This is a genomic window from Sulfitobacter sp., assembly GCF_036961165.1.
Taxonomy (GTDB): Bacteria; Pseudomonadota; Alphaproteobacteria; order Rhodobacterales; family Rhodobacteraceae; genus Sulfitobacter.
On the sequence record NZ_JBALVJ010000025.1, the window covers coordinates 1 to 18,977 of the forward strand.

Consider the following 18,977-nt stretch of genomic DNA (forward strand, 5'->3'; position numbering starts at 1 on the left):
TATCACGCTGGATTCATGTGGTGAATCCTCGGGGCACGATTTGTGCAACAAAGCCCCTATAAGTGAGAATGTGTCATTCTCGCCGCCGGATGTTGACATTAAGGTGATCGACTGCTCACCGTACCGAAGGACCCTTCTTTCACTTCTGATCAGATTGGATGTCATGGGTCAAAACACGAGACCAACTTCCCCCAATCGATCAGAGTGTCCCAAAAATGGTTCGAACTTTTGCCATTTAGGTCCACCAAGCGCTTTTACAAAGTAAAAGCGCATCGTCCCGACAGTGACTTTGCACAGCAAAGAACACGAAGAGGGCTAAATCCCATAACATCAACCGATCAGACCACCACTTCGCACAGCACTACTGCCTTCAAAATTGAACGGCTGGATGCGACACCGGAGCGCATCCAACCCGATGTGCGGTTAGGGCGAGATCAGGATCGCGCGAAAATCATTCACATTGGTGCCCGTGGGCCCAGGCACAAACAGCGCACCTGCCGCATCGAAAGCACCCCAGGCATCGTTGCGGCGCAGCGCGTTGGCCGGATCAATGCCTGCCGCTCGCATCCGCGTGGCAGTAGTGCCATCAGCAAAGGCGCCTGCGTTGTCTTCTGATCCGTCGATGCCGTCAGTATCAGCTGCAAGCGCCGTGATCCCCTGAACCCCGTCGATCGCCTGCGCAAAGCCCAGCAAAAAGGCTGTATTGCGCCCACCTCGCCCGTCCTTGTGGCGCAGGGTCACTGTTGTCTCGCCGCCCGACAGAATCACCACTGGCGCCTTAAAGGGGCGACCTTGCGCTATGACTTCACGCGCGATGGCCGCGTGCATCTGACCAATCACCTCGGCCTCCCCCTCAATCGCGTCCGACAAGATCACCGCAGGCATCCCTTGGGCTTCGGCTGCACGCGCGGCGGCCTCCAGCGAAATCCGGGCTGAGGCAACGACCCGCACTTCGTTGCGCGCAAAGACAGGGTCATCGGGCAGCGGCGCGGGTTGCAGCCGATCCAGAACGGCTGGCGGCAGGACCAGACCGCGCGCTTCGATCATTTTTAGCGTATCAGCCAGCGTGACTACATCCGGCACCGTGGGGCCAGATGCCACCTGCGCCGGATCGTCCCCCGGCACGTCCGAGACGACAAGGCTGACCACCCGCGCTGGATGCGCCGCCGCTGCAAGGCGCCCACCTTTGATGCCGCTGGCGTGTTTGCGGATTGCGTTCATCACGCCGATCGGCGCGCCAGATGCCAGCAGTACCTCGTTCAAGGCCTGCTCGTTAGCCAGTTCCAGTCCTTCTGGAGGGCAAGGTAGCAATGCCGATCCGCCGCCACAGACCAAGGCCACCACCAGATCGTCAGGCCCCAGTCCCGCCACCGCGTCAAACAACGCTTGGGTGGCGGCAAGGCCGGCACTGTCCGGAACCGGATGCGCCGCCTCCATCACGCGAATCTGACGTGTGGGGCAGGCATAGCCGTAGCGCGTGACAACCACCCCGCTTAACGGGCCATCCCAAAGATCCTCAAATGCTGCAGCAAGTTGCGCAGCACCCTTGCCCGCTCCGACAACGACGGTTCGTCCCTTAGGCCGCGCAGGCAGGTGTTGTGCCATTGCTGCATGTGCATCCGCCGCGGTGACAGCCGCCTCGAAAAGGCCTGTCAAAAAAGCCTGTTTCCCAGCATCAATCATTCCACGAACTCCGCCCGCAAGGCGACCTTTTGCACCTTACCCATCGTATTGCGCGGCAGCGCTTCCACCACGCGGTAATCACGCGGCTGTTTGAAGCGCGCAAGCGCGATAGCTGCTGCCGCTTTGATCGCGTCTAGATCAATCTGCGCACCCGCTTCGGGCACCAGCACCGCCAGTGGCACTTCGCCCAAATCTGCATGAGGCACGCCGATCACGGCGCTTTCCAGTACACCCTCCTGCGCGTCCAGCACCAACTCCAGCTCTTTGGGGTATATGTTGTAGCCGCCCGAAATAATCAGATCCTTGCCGCGCCCAACGATTGTCACGTAGCCGTCAGCGTCCTGCACCCCCAGATCGCCGGTGATGAAAAACCCGTCTGGCCGCATGTCTTCGGCGGTTTTCTCGGGCATATTCCAGTATCCCTGAAAAACATTCGGCCCGCGCACTTCGACCACGCCAGTCTCTCCGCGCGGCAGTTCCGTCCCGTCTGCATCTGCGACGCGAAGCTCCACATCCGGCAGGGGTAACCCCACAGTGCCCGCGCGGCGGTCACCCTCATAGGGGTTCGATGTGTTCATATTGGTTTCAGTCATGCCGTAGCGTTCAAGGATGCGGTGGCCTGTGCGCTGCTCGAACGCGATATGCGTATCCGCCAGAAGCGGCGCTGAGCCAGAGATAAACAACCGCATCTGCTCTGTCAGCGTGCGGTCAAACCGCGCATCGTCCAGCAGTCGAGTGTAGAACGTCGGCACACCCATCATGGAGGTCGCACGCGGCATCCACGCGATTAGCTGGTCGATATCGAGCTTTGGCATGAATACCATGGCCCCGCCCACCGTCAACATCACATTGGTTGCCACAAACAGCCCGTGCGTGTGAAATATCGGCAAGGCATGCAGCAACACATCATCGCGGCTGAACTGCCATAGCTTGGTCAGCGTGGCGGCATTGCTGATCAGGTTTTTCTGACTCAACATCGCGCCCTTTGATCGGCCTGTCGTGCCAGAGGTATAGAGAAAAGCAGCCAAATCATCCTCGCTCCGCGTGACCGTCTGGAATGTGTCCGGCTGCACATCCGCGCTGTCACTCAGACTACCGCCAGTCGCGTTCAGCGTGGCAAAGGCCGCACCGCTGTCCTGCGCCACGGCGTCCAACTCGGACACGCGCGTGGGGTCACCGACCAAAAGCGCCGCTCGGCTGTCGCTCACGAAATAGGCGACCTCGGCGGCTGTGTAGGCCGTGTTCAGCGGCAGAAAGATCGCGCCAAGCTGCGCACAAGCGGCATAAAGCGCCAGCATATCAGGGCATTTCTCAACCTGCACGGCCACTCGATCCCCAGTAGAGGCCCCATGCGCCCGCAACGCATGCGCCAGTTGTGCAGCGCGACGCACAAAAGCCGCATGGGTGATGATGCCCCCCTCTGGCAGCAACAAAAACGGCGTGTCTTTGTCAGCGTGCGGCGCAAACATCGTGTCATAAAGCGGATTATTCATCGTGCGGGCCTTCATATGATTTGCCCCACCTTAGCCCAGCCATTCGTCAGTGAAAATCACGCGATTTCGGGATCACACGTACATCACGCGGATGCTTGCGCCCGCCGCCCACATGACCGGGCAGCGGACGGGTGGCGTGATCTCCGCGCACCTGCGTTGCGGGAACCCGGTCTTGCGACAAAGCATCCAGCCGCTCGGTGCGGTCCTCAAGCCGGTCCGCGACTACGTGGATCACACGGCCATCGGTTTGCACCCGACCATGCACAACCAACAGCCGCGCCGTCATGATCAACGCGCGAAAATGCTCAAACAGTTTGGGCCAGATCACAAGGTTCGCCACCCCGTCCTCATCCTCTAGCGTGATAAAACAGACGCCTTTGGCACTACCCGGTTTTTGCCGCACCAGCACCAACCCCGCGAGAGAGACCCGCTGCCCGTGGGCCATGTGGATCAGGCTATAGGTGCCCGTGAACCCTTGCGCGCGCAACGAGGTCCGGAAAAAGCTCATCGGATGTGCTTTGAGACTTAGGCGCAGGGTCTGGTAATCCGCCACTACATGCTCTGCTTGCGCCATTCCGGGCAAGGCCACCTCCGGCTCCGGCCCTTCGCCTGCGGCTTCTGCATGTTCAAATATCGGCAGGCTGGGCGCATCCCGCAGCCCTTGCGCCTGCCACAACGCCTGCCGCCGGTCGATCCCGCAAGAGCGGAAAGCATCCGCTGCGGCCAGCTTGCCAATCATCCCGCGGTCCAGCCGCGCCCGCGCCTTGATATCTGCCACATCAACAAACGGATCGTTCCGCGCGGCCATCATGCGCCCCGCTGCTTCCTTGCGCATCCCGTCCACTAGCCGCAAGCCAAGACGAAGCGCGAACCCCTCTGCGCAAGGCTCCAACGTGCAATCCCAGTCCGAGTAATTGACATCGACGCCGCGCACTTCCACGCCATGCTCACGCGCATCCCGTACAATCTGGGCAGGCGCGTAGAACCCCATCGGCTGACTGTTGAGCAAGCCACAGGCAAAGGCCGCCGGATAATGACACTTCATCCAGCTTGAAACATAGACCAGCTTGGCAAAGCTGGCCGCATGGCTTTCGGGAAAGCCATATTCGCCAAAGCCCTTGATCTGGTTGAAACACCTTTCGGCAAACTCGCGGGCATAGCCCCGCTCAGTCATCCGCCCCACCATCTTTTGCTGTAAAAGCTCAATCGTTCCGCGCGAGCGGAAGGTGGCCATGGCTTTGCGCAGCTCGTTTGCCTCTTTCGGGCTAAACCGTGCGGCATCAATGGCTATTTTCATTGCCTGTTCCTGAAAGATAGGTACGCCCAATGTCCGACCTAGGATCTTGAGCAGCTCGTCCTGCGGATACTCGGGCCCCGGCGCAGGATAGGACACCCTTTCAATCCCCTGACGGCGGCGCAGATAGGGATGCACCATATCGCCCTGAATAGGGCCGGGCCGCACAATCGCCACCTCGATCACCAGATCATAGAACCGGCGTGGGCGTAGCTTGGGCAGCATCGCCATCTGGGCGCGGCTTTCTACCTGAAAGACGCCCAGACTGTCGCCTGCGCACAGCATGTCATAGGTGTCTGCATCATCACTAGGCACGCTCGCCAGATCATGCTGCACCTCGTAATGCGCCTCCATCAGATCAAACACCTTGGCGATGCAGGTCAGCATCCCCAGCGCCAGAATATCGACCTTGAAGATACCCAGCGCGTCGATGTCGTCCTTGTCCCATTCGATAAAGCTCCGCTCCGGCATCGCGCCGTTACCAATCGGCACCATCTCCGTCAGGGGGCGTTCGGTGAGGATGAACCCGCCCACGTGCTGGGACAGATGCCTCGGCATCCCCGTCATCTGACGTGCCAAAGCAATAACGCGGCGCAGGTAGGGGTCGGACAGGTCCATCCCTGCGTCTCTCACCCTCTCGTCGCCCATTTGCGCCTCAAAGCTGCCCCAGACAGTGCTGGCCAGTTTCGAGGTCACATCCTCGCTCAGCCCCATCGCCTTGCCCACCTCGCGAATGGCCGAGCGGGGGCGGTAGTGGATCACAGTCGCACATAGCCCTGCCCGATCCCGCCCGTATTTGGCGTACATGTACTGGATCACTTCCTCGCGGCGTTCATGCTCGAAATCCACGTCGATGTCGGGCGGCTCGTCACGCTCTTCGCTGAGGAACCGTTCGAAGAGCACATCATGTTCCTCGGGGTCGACGGCTGTAATGCCCAGACAGAAGCACACCACAGAATTGGCCGCCGATCCGCGCCCCTGACACAGGATGGGCGGGCTGGCCTCTTCGCGTGCAAAACGCACGATGTCGTTGATCGTCAAAAAATACCGCGCAATCTTTTTCGAGCGGATGAGATCGAACTCCTTCTCGATGATAGCGCGCACACGGTCTGTCACACCTTCGGGATAGCGCCACGCCGCACCCTCCCAAGTCAGGCGTTCCAGCTCTTCCATCGCGGTGCGCCCCTGCGGCACGATCTCATGCGGGTATTCGTATTTCAGGTCATCCAGACTGAAGCGGCAGGCGTCCGCCACAGCCCGCGTGGCAGAGATGGCATGGGGCCACTGCGCAAACAGGCGGCACATCTCGGCGGGTGGTTTGAGATAGCGCTCGGCGTTCGCCTCCAATAAAAAACCCGCCGTATCAATCGTTTTTCCGTGGCGGATACAAGTCATCACATCCTGCAAAGGTCTGCGCGCGGGCATGTGGTAGATCACATCGTTGGTTGCCAGTATTCCCAGCCCATGCACGCGCGCAATCCGATCTAGACGGTTGATCCGCGCAACATCATCACCACGATACAGATAGGCCGCCCCGATGTGCCGCAATCCGTGCAGCGCGTTGCAAAGCCGTCCCAGACCCGCCTCGAACACATCCAGATTTTCGGGCGGCATCACGATAAGCTGCACCCTCTCGCTCTGCGCGGCCACCATCTCCAACGTCAGATGCGTCTCGCCCTTGGCCTGCCAACCACCATCGGCATCCGCCATCTTCCCGCGCGACAGCAGCGTAGACAGACGGGCATAGCTGTCACGGTCCTGAGGATACGCCAGCATCTCGGTCCCGCACAGTAAGACCAAGCGCGCCCCGATCAACGGCCGCACCTTGGCTGTGCGAGCCTCTGTGTGGATGCGCACGACACCAGCCAGCGTGTTGTGATCAGCTACGCCAATGGCGTGGTAGCCAAGTATATTCGCCGTGGCAGTCAGGTCCGTTGCATCCGAGGACGCCCGCAAAAACGAAAAACACGAGGCCAGCCCCAGCTCCACGTAGGGGCCGGGATCGTTCCAGTGGAACGGATCATCACCCTCTAAGGTGTGACGTTTGTGTCCTTCTTGTTTTGGCATCAGATGGCAGCCTTTACCGTTCGTTACAGAGGTCTAAGCGCGCTCATCTGTGAGGGTACGGGATGGCGGGCGGGGCGTCGTCGCAGACGCGCGCAGCACAGCATCACCCGAAGACCCCATGCACAAACCAGCGCGCATCCCCGCCGCGCGCATCCCCGACGATGCCGTCGCGAAATAGCCAGAACCGCCGCCCGTCAGTAACCTCAACCTTGTAATAATCCCGCAACCGTGTGCCGCTTCGGTCCCGCCACCACTCTGGTGCAATCCGCTCTGGCCCCTCGAACCGCGTCATCAAAAACACCACACGCCGCCACGCAAACCGCGCCGGCGGCCCCTCGGGCACAGCATAAAGCACAGCGATCTCCTCGGGCGGATCAAACAGACGCAAAGGCCGCGCCCTAAGCATTTCTGGCGCGCCCTGCACGGCTCCGACAAGGGCGGGCACACGAGCCTCCACGCGCTCCGGCTTGTGACTCTCGATCCAAGCTGCCCATGTCACCTTGGTCGGCCCCAGCTTTGCTGCCAGCCGGTCCAGCAATGCAGCCACATCCGCACCCGCAGAACGGCCGCCATCCAACCGGTCCTGGTGCAGGGCCAAAGGCTCTGTTCGCAGAGCCTCCAGCGTCATCAGATCAAAGCCGAAACCGGGATCAATCCCGTCAAGCTTGCGCACCACAAGCCGCACAAAATGCGCCGGATCACGGCTGGCACTGGCAGTGGCCACATCACGCCAGCGCCATTCGCCATCCACACGGTAAATTGTTAATCGCAACCGTCGCGCGCCCCGTTCTGCGCGCGCCAGTTGTGCGGCCAGATCCCCCGCCAGCTCTTCGACCCACGGCAGCGGATCAATCACCGGCTCGGCCATGCGCACCCGCGCCAGCATCACCTGAGCATCCGGCGGCGCATCCAGCGGATCGGCACTGCGCCCCAGCGCGCGGTCCAGCAGCACCAGCGGATTGACCGCCTCTGCCACACCTGCAAACCGCCGCATCAACCCCACACGCGGCACGCCCTCAAGCGCGCCGATTGTCTTTAGGCCCAAACGCTCCAACAGCCGCACGGTATCACCGGGCAAGCGCAGCGCAGCTACAGACAGCGGTGCCAACGCTGCCGCCAGATCCTCTGGTCGGCAGATCACTCCCTGCGCCCCGAATCGCGCCAACATCTGGGCCGCACCACGCGTCGGGGCCAACGCCAAACGCGCGCGCAGCCCCTGCATGACAAAGCGGCTGTGCATGTCCCGCACCATCTGCGCCTCGCCGCCGAACAGATGTGCCGACCCGCGCACATCCATAAGAATTCCGTCCTGCTCAGCCACGGTCCATGGACACCAACGCCGCGCCCAATGGGCTAATCTTTCCAACAATACCTGATCCCCCTGAGGATCGGCCTGCTCTACGTGCAGGTCGGGATGGATTGCCTGCACATCCACCACCCGCGCGCCGACCATGATGCCGCGCCCCACGCCTGCAGCGTTCACCGCATGCACAACAGGTCCATGACTGCCCTGCGCCGCCAAAACCACCGGCACAGCCTCATCCGGCAGCGTGCGCTGCGCGGCTGTGATCCGCTTCCAGCGGTCCATCGCCAGATCGGGAAAGAAAACGGAGACGATTCTCGCGTTCTTCATAGCGTACTGCCCATGTGCCAGGGCTGCGTCCACGTGCCCGAAACAGTTCTGCCTCCCACACCGGCGCACCGGGGGCGGCAATATTGTAGGGATGCATTTCCGACGGCAAAGAGCCTATGCGCCACCGCTCGCGTGCCGCACTCAACCCCTCTGCAGCGCCGGACCGGATCAACCACACCGGCACACCCGACGCCTCGGACCGTATCGCCAACCGTTTGGTTGCGGTGAAATCCAACACCGGTGGCGCGCCATGCACCTCCCCCACCACAGCGGAGAGACCAGTACAGGCCGCGCCTTCCTCCATCGCCCAAAGCACATCGCGCGCATGGCTGACCTCGACGCGCAACAGCGTGACACCTTTCAGCGCCGGACCGTAAACGCGCCCGTTCTCCAGCCGCGAGGCGCGGTCCTGCACCCAAAGCACCGGTGCCTTGCTGCGCGGCAGACAGGACAACACAAACGCTGTCACCGCCGCATCGAAGGGCCGCGCCGACAGCGCGTCCTTCAACACCGCCTGTGCAGCATCGGGCGTAGGCATATCCGCCACACCACGCGTATCGCCCAGCCGTACCAGCTGGCCCAAAGAAGAATCGCTCATCATCCATCCCTCCACTTTGTTCTTTTTTTGTTCTACATGAAAAGCCCCAATTCAACACCCCCGTTTTGCAGCCCCTCACCTCCCTCTTTTGCAATCTCCGATAGCGGATTTCCGCTGCGTCTTGCGCTTCACGCAGGCCTGAACTTGCAAAATCACCCGTATACAAACGCGCCACAACCCATTAGGGGCAAGCCAACTCCATATTTTATCCGCTCAGGAACACCCCTTGATTCAAACGATCGCAGACGCACTGGCCGCTCAAGGCTATGATACAATGACACCCGTTCAGGACGCCGTAATCGCCCCTGAACTCGATGGCGCAGACCTTCTGGTATCCGCCCAAACCGGCTCGGGTAAAACCGTAGCATTCGGCATGGCCATCGCGCCGACGCTGTTGGGCAATGAGACACATTTTGGCCGCGCAGGCGCCCCACTGGCCCTCATCATCGCCCCAACACGCGAGCTTGCGATGCAAGTTAGTCGTGAGCTCACATGGCTTTACGGCAAAGCAGGCGCAATTGTCGCCACCTGTGTCGGCGGCATGGACACTCGGACCGAGCGTCGCACGCTGGACCGTGGCACGCATATCGTTGTCGCCACACCGGGCCGCCTGTGCGACCACATCAAACGCAACAACATCGACCTGACAGACATCCGCGCCGTCGTGTTGGATGAAGCGGACGAAATGCTCGATCTGGGCTTCCGCGAGGACCTCGAATTCATCTTGGGCGAATCCCCTGCCACGCGCCGCACATTGATGTTCTCCGCCACCGTGCCTGCAGCGATTGCCAAACTGGCAAAAGCGTACCAGCGCGATGCGCAGCGCGTTTCGGTCGTCTCGGATGGCAAACAGCACTCCGACATCGAATACCGCGCGCTCACCGTGAACCCGCGCGACACGGAAAACGCAATCCTGAACATCCTGCGCTTCTATGAAGCAAAGAATGCGATCGTCTTTTGCAACACCCGCGCCGCCGTCGCACGCCTCACCGCGCGCCTGACGAACCGGAATTTCTCCGTTGTGGCCCTGTCCGGTGAGCTGTCCCAGCAGGAACGCACAAACGCGCTACAATCCCTGCGCGATGGCCGTGCCCGTGTTTGTGTGGCAACTGACGTTGCTGCGCGCGGCATCGATCTGCCCAACCTTGAGCTGGTGATCCACGCCGATCTTCCCACAAACGCCGATACACTGCTGCACCGCTCTGGCCGTACTGGCCGCGCCGGTCGCAAAGGTGTCTCTGCGCTGATCGTACCGCCAAAAATGCGCTCCAAAGCGACCCGCTTGTTGGGCTGGGCCAAGCTATCTGTCGAATGGGCGCTGCCGCCTTCCGCCGCAGAGGTCAACGCCGCGGACGAAGAACGTCTGCTCAACGATGACGCATGGACCACACCCGCGCCAGAAGATGCAGCAGAGTTTGTCGAAACACTGGTTGAGCGCTACACACCCGCGCAGCTGGCCACCGCTTTTGTGAACCTGCACCGCTCGCGCGCCTCGGCGCCTGAGGAACTGTCGAACCCAGGCGATGGCAAAGAATCCGCCCCCCGCATGGAATTCGGCAAATCTGTCTGGTTCACCGTGTCTACTGGTCGCAATGACGGGGCAGAGCCGCGCACCTTGCTGCCAATGCTGTGCCGCGTGGGCGACATGACCCGCGATGACATCGGTGCGATCCGCGTACAGCCGCGCCATTCTTATGTAGAAGTCGCCGAAGGTGCCGTTCCGCGTCTGGTTTCAGCGCTGGGTCCGGATATGAAAGCCGAAGACGGCGTGACGTTGACCCGCCTTGACGGTGTGCCAGACTTTGGCCCGAAACCCCCGCGCCCGGATCGTGGAGATCGCCCTGATCGCGGCCCCAAGCCTGCCTACGACAAATCGTCCAAACCTGCCCACCGGGACAAACCGGCCTATGATCCGGACGGCGCAAAGCCCGCGTATAAGCCACGGGCACCGCATGATGACGTTCCGGCAGCAGAATACAAACCACGGACGGCAGACACCAAACCGCGCGGCGCACCAGCCAAGCCCAAGCGCGATGCTGCCCGCCCGCCCAAGTCTCACAAGACTGAGCGGACCCCGATGAAGGCAGGCGACAAGCCCAAGGCAAAGCCCGTGTGGAAAGACAAGCCACGCGAAGCTGGCGCAGGTAGTGACAAACCGGCGGCCAAGTCAGGCGCAAAAGCTGTGTGGAAAAAGCCAGCCAAGGACGCAGCCCCCAGCCGCGATGCAAAACCCGAAGGCGGCTACAACCGCGCGTCGGACGCTTCCAAGCGCTTTGTCCCGCCTGGCAAAGCGAAAAAGCCAGCCGCGCGCGGTGCTGATGCACGCCCCAAGGGTCCAAAGAAGTAAACCAGTTCCCGTGGGACTGTAGACACCAGACAATAAAGGCCGGAGCTAATCCTCCGGCCTTTATTGTTATTAAATGCTAAAGGGTGAAGCTCTTAGCCTTTACCCTTCCAAGGCACCAATATCCGCTCAGCTCCGCGCATCAGCATATCGATGCCAAAGCCGATCACGCCGATGAGGATGATCCCGAGAATAACGATGTCAGTGTTCTGGAACTTGGACGCGACCATGATCATCATGCCCGCCCCTTTCTCCGCCGCGACCAGTTCAGCCGCAACCACGGTGCCCCAACAAACGCCCATCGCTACCCGCGCGCCGGTGAAGATTTCAGGCAGGGAGTTGGGAATGATCACATAGCGCATGATCTGCCACTTACTTGCCCCCAGCGAATAGGCCGCATGCACCTTGGAGATGTTCACCCCCGACACACCCGACCGTGCAGCAATCGCCATGATCCAGAGTGCAGCAAGGAACAGCAGGATAATCTTGCCAGTCTCTCCGATGCCGGCCCAGATGATGACCAGAGGGATCAGCGCCAGTGGTGGAACGGGGCGCATGAATTCAACAATCGGATCAAACCAGCCACGGAACCAGTTGCTTAGCCCCATGGCATAGCCAAGCGGAATGCCCACAACCGCGCCGCAGATAAAGCCCGCGATCACGCGGAACAGCGACCAGCCCAAATGCCCCAGCAGCGAGGTTCCGCGAAAGCCTTCTTCCAGCACTTTGCCTGTCCGTTCGATCACCGCCTCTGGCGAAGGCAGGTACAATGGCTCCATTTGCAGTCCGTTGTCCGGCGCAAAATTCGGCGTGCCTTTGTCCGATATTGTGACCGAGCCGCCTTTGATCTCAACCGTGTCACCGGGCTGAACCGGCGTGCCATTGATCGCAACGATCTTGGCACCGTCTTTCTTTTTCACCTCATCGTTCTTGTCGAACGAGACAAGCTGGCTTCTGTACTGAGCCACTTTGATGCTGTCATTCTTCGCGAAACCCTCACCCGGTTCTATCGCAGGCTTTTCGGGGTTTTCTTCACGGTTATGCACAAGCACGGCAACCGTGGCTGTATCGCTCTCTCCATTGGCCTCAACCGTATATTCAAAGGATGTCTCGCCCGCGAAAGGTGCTGGCGCGTGCAGGAATTCCGGTAAGTATTTCGAGCCGGTAAACATCCCCCACAGCAAGAACAACGTCAGGATCGAAAGAATGCCCGCCGCGCGATTGGGACGCACAGCGCTTTCATCCCCGAACGTTACTGTCTTGAGCGCGGTGTACCCGTCCTTTCCGGTCCCGATGCGGGTGAAAATGAACGCAGCAACCATAAAGATGGCGACATAAACAGCCAGTACGAGAAAACCGGTCATGCTTTTTCCTCCGTGCGGCCCATGATTTCTTCTTCCATGTCCCAGATCATTCCCAGAATCTCCTCGCGCTTAATCGCAAAGTCGGGATGTTTTTTGACCTCACGCAGATCGGCGTCCACACCCAGTTCCGCAAACGGCAGGCGATATTCCTTGTGGATACGACCGGGGCGTGGCGCCATCACGATCAACCGTTCCCCCAAAAGCAACGCCTCTTCGACCGAGTGGGTGATCAGGATGATCGTCTTGCCCGTCTCTTTCCACAGTTTGAGCACAAGGCTCTGCATTTTTTCGCGCGTCAGCGCATCAAGCGCGCCAAGCGGCTCATCCATCAGGATGACATCGGGATCATTCGCCAAACAGCGGGCCAGTGCCACGCGCTGCTGCATCCCGCCGGACAGTTCGTAAACCGCTTTTTCCTTGAAATCTTGCAAACCCACCACATCCAACAGGTGGTTCACAATCTCTGTTTTCTCCTTGGACGGCATCCCCTTCATCGAGGGACCGAATCCGACATTGTCGCGGACGCTCATCCATTCGAACAACGCGCCTTGTTGAAAGACCATGCCGCGTTCGGCATCGGGGCCTTTGATATCGTGACCGTTCAGGGTCATTACACCCTCAGTCGGGGCCAGAAACCCCGCGACGATATTGAGCAATGTCGTCTTACCGCAGCCCGATGGGCCAAGCACACTCAGAAGTTCGCCTGCTTTGAGGTTGACCGACACATCTTTGAGCGCCTGTACCGATCCCCCGTTGGGCAGATCAAACCGCATCGACAGTTTATCTATGACAAGTCCGGACATGTCCCTGCTTTCTGGCCGCGGCTCACGGCCCTGCTGGCGGGGTTGGCCCCGCTTCGATTATTTGGAAAAAGCCCGGCACACAGACGCACGCCGGGCTCAACTAATCCTCTGCGGGATTACATGCCTTTGACGGCCATCAGCGGGCCTGTGTTCACAGTGCCTTCATAGCTTTCCAGCGCCTTGTCGATGGAACCACTGTCAACGAAGACCTGCGCCACGCCACCCATGAAGGTCTGGCTGCCGCCACCGAACCACTTGGCGCTCAGCTGCTCTTCCACTGACGGGAAGGAGAAACCGGCCATCGTCTCGGCGGTTGCTGCTTCATCCATGCCCGCATCCTTTGCGATCACAGGCAGCATTTTTGCGGCATCGTCGCCACCAGCATTCCACATCGCATTGGCGTCTGCCGTCACTTTGAGGAACTTCGCCAGCTCGTCACCGTTCTCGGAGACATAGGACGCTGGTGCGGATGTCACATCAAAGACCAGAATGCCCAGCTCTTCTTTCTCGGCACCGGTCAGCAGGATGTTGCCGGATTCCTTCATGCGGCGCAGCGCACCACCCCAGCCACACGCCATATCAACCGCACCCTGGCTCAGCGCAGCAGCGCCTTCCGCAGGGGCCATATCAACAACAGACATGCTGCCCACATCTACGCCAAAGTGGTCCATCTGCTTGAGAAAACCGTAGTGCGCAGCAGTACCAAGAGGCACTGACACTTTCTTGCCCGCAAGTTCGGACGCAGAATCCTTGTCGATCTCTAGGCCAGAGGCGACAACGCAGTTATCGTTCTCGGAGTAGGACACAGCCACATCGACGATCTGGATGTCTTGCCCGCCCGAAGTCGCCACAACGAATGGCGGCACACCTTGGCTTACGGAAATATGCACATCACCCGAAGCCATGGCTGCGGACATCGCCACACCGCTGTCAAAGCTGACCCAATTGATCTTTTTGCCCAGCGCTTCTTCGTAGGTGCCCATCTCTTTGGCGTACTGGAATGGCATCGGCCATTCGAGGAAATAGGCTACGGTGATTTCGCCATGGCTTTCGGCAAATGCGGCGGCGCCTGTCATGGACATCACGGCGCCAGCGACAAATGCGCTCACTGTTTTCTTCATCATTTTAAGTCTCTCCCAGTTACATTTTATTGCCCGGCTTTGTTTGCAAAGCTCAGGATGCGTGTTGCATATATCGCAACCGACGTAGGCATCCTGAGTGATGCCCCTGTCACTTGCAACTTTTTTCCAACAGTATCCGGCCACGATAGCGCGGCCGGACGGCTGTTCCTAACGGCCTGAACATATAGCTTAACGCACGTCGTCAAAGCGTTCTCGGGAAGGGCGTGCATTCCCAGATACATACCCAACGAACGCGCAGGCATTGCTGCCAAGCCCAAGCTTTCATCACTCTGACTGCTCCCCCCTGAAAACAAATGACCAGTTCACCTACCCGCATGAGTCCAGTCTGGAGCTGTGCGGCATGCGAACTGGTCTGCTGAAAAATAAGGCAGACCCATGAAATTCAAAGAGTAGCAGAAATAACCGGAAACCGACGGGATTTGCGGCTTTCACAAATGTGGACTTAATCATACCCTACCTCTGGCCCTATTTTTTTCGATTACTTTCCAGTCTAGTATGGTAATATTTGGCGCAAATAGCGCCGATTTCCCTATTCACCACTCCAGTCGAAAGGTCGCCATCATGGACGGTACATTCAACGAAAATGACATCTCCCGCGTGGTCGAGGCCGATCGCGCCCACATTTGGCACCATCTAAGCCAGCATAAAGCCTATGAAACAACGGATCCGCGGATCATCGTTGAGGGCAAGGGCATGCGCGTCTGGGACCAGCACGGCAAAGAGCATCTTGATGCTGTGTCGGGTGGTGTTTGGACCGTCAACGTCGGCTATGGCCGCGAATCGATTGCTAATGCAGTGCGCGACCAACTGGTGAAGCTGAACTATTTCGCGGGCTCCGCCGGCTCTATCCCCGGCTCGATCTTCTCGGAAATGCTGATCGACAAGATGCCAGGCATGAGCCGCGTCTACTATTGCAACTCTGGCTCCGAGGCGAACGAGAAGGGCTTCAAGATGGTCCGCCAGATCGCGCACAAGCGCTATGGCGGCATCAAGCACAAGATCCTGTACCGCGACCGCGATTATCACGGCACCACCATCGGCTGCCTGTCGGCTGGTGGTCAGGACGAACGCAACGCGCAATACGGGCCGTTCACGCCCGGATTTGTCCGCGTCCCACACTGCCTTGAGTACCGCTCCCACGAGCAGGATGGAGCGCCCGTTGAGGGCTACGGCGTCTGGGCCGCCAACCAGATCGAAAAAATCATCCTTGAGGAAGGCCCCGAAACCGTCGGCGCGCTGTGTCTTGAACCGGTGACCGCAGGCGGCGGCGTCATCACCCCACCAGATGGGTATTGGGAGCGTATCCGCGAGATTTGCGACCAGTATGACATCCTGCTGCACATCGACGAAGTGGTCTGCGGTCTGGGCCGCACAGGCACGTGGTTCGGCTACCAGCACTACGGCATCAAGCCGGACATGGTAACCATGGCGAAAGGTGTTGCCTCTGGTTACGCTGCCATCGCCTGCCTTGTGACCACCGAAGAGGTGTTCAACATGTTCAAAGACGATGCCGCCGATCCGATGAACTACTTCCGTGACATCTCGACCTTTGGCGGCTGCACAGCCGGTCCAGCGGCCGCTATCGAAAACATGAAGATCATTGAGCGTGAAAACCTGCTGCAAAATACCATCGACATGGGCGCCTATATGACTGGCAAGCTCGAAGAGCTTCAGGACAAATTCAGCGTGATTGGTGATGTCCGCTCGAAAGGTCTGTTCTTGGGGGCTGAACTGGTTGAGGACCGCGAGACCAAGGCTCCCATGTCAGAGAAAATGCTGCAGGCTGTGGTCGGTGACTGCATGCAGCAGGGTGTTGTTATCGGAGCCACCAACCGCTCCTTGCCGGGCAAGAACAACACGCTGTGCTTCTCACCTGCGCTGATCGCGACCAAGGACGATATCGACCAGATCGTTGATGCGGTGGACAGTGCGATGGGGCGTGTATTCGGCTAAGCGACCTGCACTCGGACATCGAAAGGCCCCGTCGCACGACGGGGCCTTTATTCGTTCAACTCATTATGCCGCCTGCGTGCTTTGCGCGCGGCGACACAACGCCTTTTGATCTCGCGTCTAGCTTGCACTCTCTTTCCCCACGAGCGCTTTCTTCATCAATTCCAACAACACGGCACGTTCCTCCGATGTAAGGCCGGGCAGTATCTCCTCCTGCAAGGCGATGACAACGGGCCGGAGCCGCGCCAGAAAAGTCGTGCCGTCCGCAGAGAGCGCAAGCCTAAACGCGCGGCGATCGTCGGGATCTGGCGCACGGCGAACAAGACCTTTCCCCTCCAACCGCTTCACCACACCACCGATTGTTGCACGGTCATACCCGATACGCTTGGCAAGCCCAGCCTGATCAAGCTCGGGGTGTTTTTCCAGCGTGTCCAACGCGGCAAACTGAACCGAAGTCACGTCATATCCCGCCTCTTTCATCCGCTCCTGAAACACCGCAGCCGATTGCTGGTTGAGCCTGCGAATAAGATGGCCGGGCATGAGGGATAGAGACGGGGCGATGGACATAACAGTGGTTCCGTTAAAAGTATGCATGCATACTACATTGACACAATCGCCACGCACAAGCTACATGATAAGCATACTTATCAATTAAGGGGATTGGCTTATGCAATACCATCTCAATGGTTTCCACAGTGGCGATCCCTCAGTCGCGCCCGAGACAGCACAAAGCGATCATGTGGACGTTCTGATTGTTGGATGCGGACCCGCCGGCCTCACCCTTGCAGCACAACTGGCCGCCTTCCCTGACATCTCCACCCGCATCACCGAACGTAAATCAGGGCCGCTTGAGGTTGGGCAAGCAGACGGCATCGCCTGCCGCTCCATTGAGATGTTCGAGGCATTCGACTTTGCTGAAAAAGTCCTGAAGGAAGCCTACTGGGTAAACGAGGTCGCCTTTTGGCGCCCCCAGGCCGATGGCAAAGGCCTGCACCGCGCAGACCGGATTCAGGATGTAGAAGATGACCTGTCCGAGATGCCCCATGTCATTCTCAGTCAGGCGCGCGTCCATGATTTCTATCTCGACGTGATGAAGAAATCGGCGCGTCGGCTTGAACCTGACTACAACCGCGAACTGGCAACTCTAACCCGTACCGACGACACCGAGTTTCCCGTCACCGCCACGTTCAAATGTCTCGACACCGGCGCAATCGAAACTCTGCGAGCGCGCTATGTTGTAGGCTGTGACGGTGCGCGCAGCGTTGTGCGCAGATCCTTGGGCCATACGCTTAAAGGCGAAGCTGGGCGCCAGCTTTGGGGTGTGATGGACGTGCTCGCGGTGACTTATTTTCCCGACATCCGCCTAAAATGCGCGATCCAATCGGCCGAGCACGGTAGCCTGCTGATCATCCCACGCGAAGGCGGCTATCTGGTCCGCATGTATATCGAGCTAGATGCGCTGAATGAAGACGAGCGCGCAGCAGACCGCAACGTGACTGCTGAAATGCTAACCGAAAAGGCGCGCGCCATCCTTGCGCCCTATACGCTGGACGTTAAAGAAGTGGCGTGGTGGTCCGCCTATGAAATAGGGCAGCGCGTCTGCGACGTCTTCGATGATGTGCCGCAATCCGATCGTAAAACCCGCACGCCTCGCATCTTTATTGCAGGGGATGCCTGCCACACACACAGCCCCAAGGCTGGACAGGGCATGAATGTCTCTATGGCCGACACCTTCAATTTGGGCTGGAAGCTGGCCGCTGTACTGCACGGCCAAGCGCAACCTGCACTGCTGCATAGCTATTCGCAGGAACGTCAGGCAAAGGCGAAAGAACTGATTGATTTTGACCGTGACATGGCCCGCCTGTTCAGCGCCAAACCAAAAAACACTGAAGAAGCCGCTCAGTTCCAGAGCTACTTCAAGAAACATGGTCGGTACACGGCGGGAGTCGAAACGCGCTATGAGCCCTCCAATATAATCTGCAAAGGCGCGCATCAAGCTTTGGCGCGCGGCCTCAAGGTCGGCATGCGATTTCATTCGGCGCCAGTGATCCGTCTCGGCGATGGCAAGCCGGTGCATCTGGGACATACGCTAAAGGCTGACGGGCGCTGGCGCCTGTTCGCCTTTGCCGGAGCTGGCGATACAGGCCAGCCCAATTGTCAAATCGCGCAGCTCTGCCAATATCTGCGCAACGATGTTGCCAGCCCGATCAAGCGCTATACGCCGCACGGCCATAACATCGACAGCGTGATTGATTTACGCGCGATATTCCAAACGGCGCATCAAGAAGTGCAGGTTGATAGCCTCCCTGATCTGCTGCTGCCCACGAAAGGCCGCTATGGCCTGATTGATTATGAGAAAGTGTTTTGCTCCGATCTTAAGAACGGTCCGGACATATTTGACCACCGCAGCATCGACCGTGCGCGCGGGGCTCTACTCATCATACGGCCTGATCAGTTCATTGCAGCTGTACAGCCAGTGGGAGACTTTGACACGCTCGCGAATTTCTTTGGCCGCTTCATGATCCCGCAATAGCGCGTCGGCACGCTCATTTCGCAAACCCTTAGGTCCAGATTGCGCCAGAGTTAAGTCCAAGCTATAATAAACA

The 18,977-nt window shown here is 59.3% G+C and carries 12 protein-coding genes; 3 read left to right on the forward strand and 9 right to left on the reverse strand.

Annotated elements, in window-relative coordinates:
* Positions 1 to 423: 423 nt before the first annotated feature.
* The 5 genes from V7730_RS12000 to V7730_RS12020 all read right to left on the reverse strand — a co-directional run bounded on the left by V7730_RS12000 (position 424) and on the right by V7730_RS12020 (position 8,771).
* Entirely contained in the window at positions 424 to 1,683 is a 1,260-nt protein-coding gene (locus V7730_RS12000) for a glycerate kinase type-2 family protein (RefSeq protein WP_335747832.1), read from the reverse strand.
* A complete protein-coding gene (locus tag V7730_RS12005) occupies positions 1,680 to 3,176 on the reverse strand; it encodes a malonate--CoA ligase (protein WP_335747833.1) in 1,497 nt (498 codons plus the stop codon). The genes V7730_RS12000 and V7730_RS12005 overlap by 4 nt, the downstream gene beginning before the upstream one ends.
* Positions 3,177 to 3,222: 46 nt before the next feature.
* Complete coding sequence (locus tag V7730_RS12010) at positions 3,223 to 6,537, reverse strand: error-prone DNA polymerase (RefSeq protein ID WP_335747834.1); 3,315 nt, start codon at positions 6,535 to 6,537, stop codon at positions 3,223 to 3,225.
* Between the two features lie 103 nt (positions 6,538 to 6,640).
* Positions 6,641 to 8,170, reverse strand: coding sequence for a Y-family DNA polymerase (locus V7730_RS12015; protein ID WP_335747835.1), 1,530 nt, complete (start codon positions 8,168 to 8,170; stop codon positions 6,641 to 6,643).
* Positions 8,076 to 8,771 carry an ImuA family protein gene (locus tag V7730_RS12020; protein WP_335747836.1) on the reverse strand — a complete coding sequence of 232 codons (696 nt, stop codon included), beginning with the start codon at positions 8,769 to 8,771 and terminating at the stop codon, positions 8,076 to 8,078. The genes V7730_RS12015 and V7730_RS12020 overlap by 95 nt, the downstream gene beginning before the upstream one ends.
* Positions 8,772 to 8,994: 223 nt before the next feature.
* On the opposite strand from V7730_RS12020, the gene V7730_RS12025 reads away from it, so the two are divergent.
* Positions 8,995 to 11,115 carry a DEAD/DEAH box helicase gene (locus tag V7730_RS12025; protein ID WP_335747837.1) on the forward strand — a complete coding sequence of 707 codons (2,121 nt, stop codon included), beginning with the start codon at positions 8,995 to 8,997 and terminating at the stop codon, positions 11,113 to 11,115.
* A gap of 92 nt (positions 11,116 to 11,207) precedes the next feature.
* Here V7730_RS12025 and V7730_RS12030 read toward each other — a convergent pair whose 3' ends face one another.
* From V7730_RS12030 to V7730_RS12040, 3 genes are all read right to left on the reverse strand, one after another.
* On the reverse strand, positions 11,208 to 12,476 hold the full coding sequence (locus V7730_RS12030; protein WP_335747838.1) for an ABC transporter permease: 1,269 nt from the start codon (positions 12,474 to 12,476) through the stop codon (positions 11,208 to 11,210).
* Positions 12,473 to 13,279 carry a taurine ABC transporter ATP-binding protein gene (locus V7730_RS12035; RefSeq protein WP_335747839.1) on the reverse strand — a complete coding sequence of 269 codons (807 nt, stop codon included), beginning with the start codon at positions 13,277 to 13,279 and terminating at the stop codon, positions 12,473 to 12,475. Before V7730_RS12035 ends, V7730_RS12030 begins: the two co-directional genes overlap by 4 nt.
* A 116-nt stretch (positions 13,280 to 13,395) precedes the next feature.
* Complete coding sequence (locus V7730_RS12040) at positions 13,396 to 14,400, reverse strand: taurine ABC transporter substrate-binding protein (protein WP_335747875.1); 1,005 nt, start codon at positions 14,398 to 14,400, stop codon at positions 13,396 to 13,398.
* A 582-nt stretch (positions 14,401 to 14,982) separates the two neighbouring features.
* On the opposite strand from V7730_RS12040, the gene V7730_RS12045 reads away from it, so the two are divergent.
* Positions 14,983 to 16,374 carry an aminotransferase family protein gene (locus V7730_RS12045; RefSeq protein WP_335747840.1) on the forward strand — a complete coding sequence of 464 codons (1,392 nt, stop codon included), beginning with the start codon at positions 14,983 to 14,985 and terminating at the stop codon, positions 16,372 to 16,374.
* Between the two features lie 117 nt (positions 16,375 to 16,491).
* On the opposite strand, the gene V7730_RS12050 is transcribed toward V7730_RS12045, so the two are convergent.
* Complete coding sequence (locus V7730_RS12050) at positions 16,492 to 16,965, reverse strand: MarR family winged helix-turn-helix transcriptional regulator (protein ID WP_335747841.1); 474 nt, start codon at positions 16,963 to 16,965, stop codon at positions 16,492 to 16,494.
* Between the two features lie 73 nt (positions 16,966 to 17,038).
* On the opposite strand from V7730_RS12050, the gene V7730_RS12055 reads away from it, so the two are divergent.
* A complete protein-coding gene (locus V7730_RS12055; RefSeq protein ID WP_335747842.1) occupies positions 17,039 to 18,904 on the forward strand; it encodes an FAD-dependent monooxygenase in 1,866 nt (621 codons plus the stop codon).
* Positions 18,905 to 18,977: the final 73 nt, after the last annotated feature.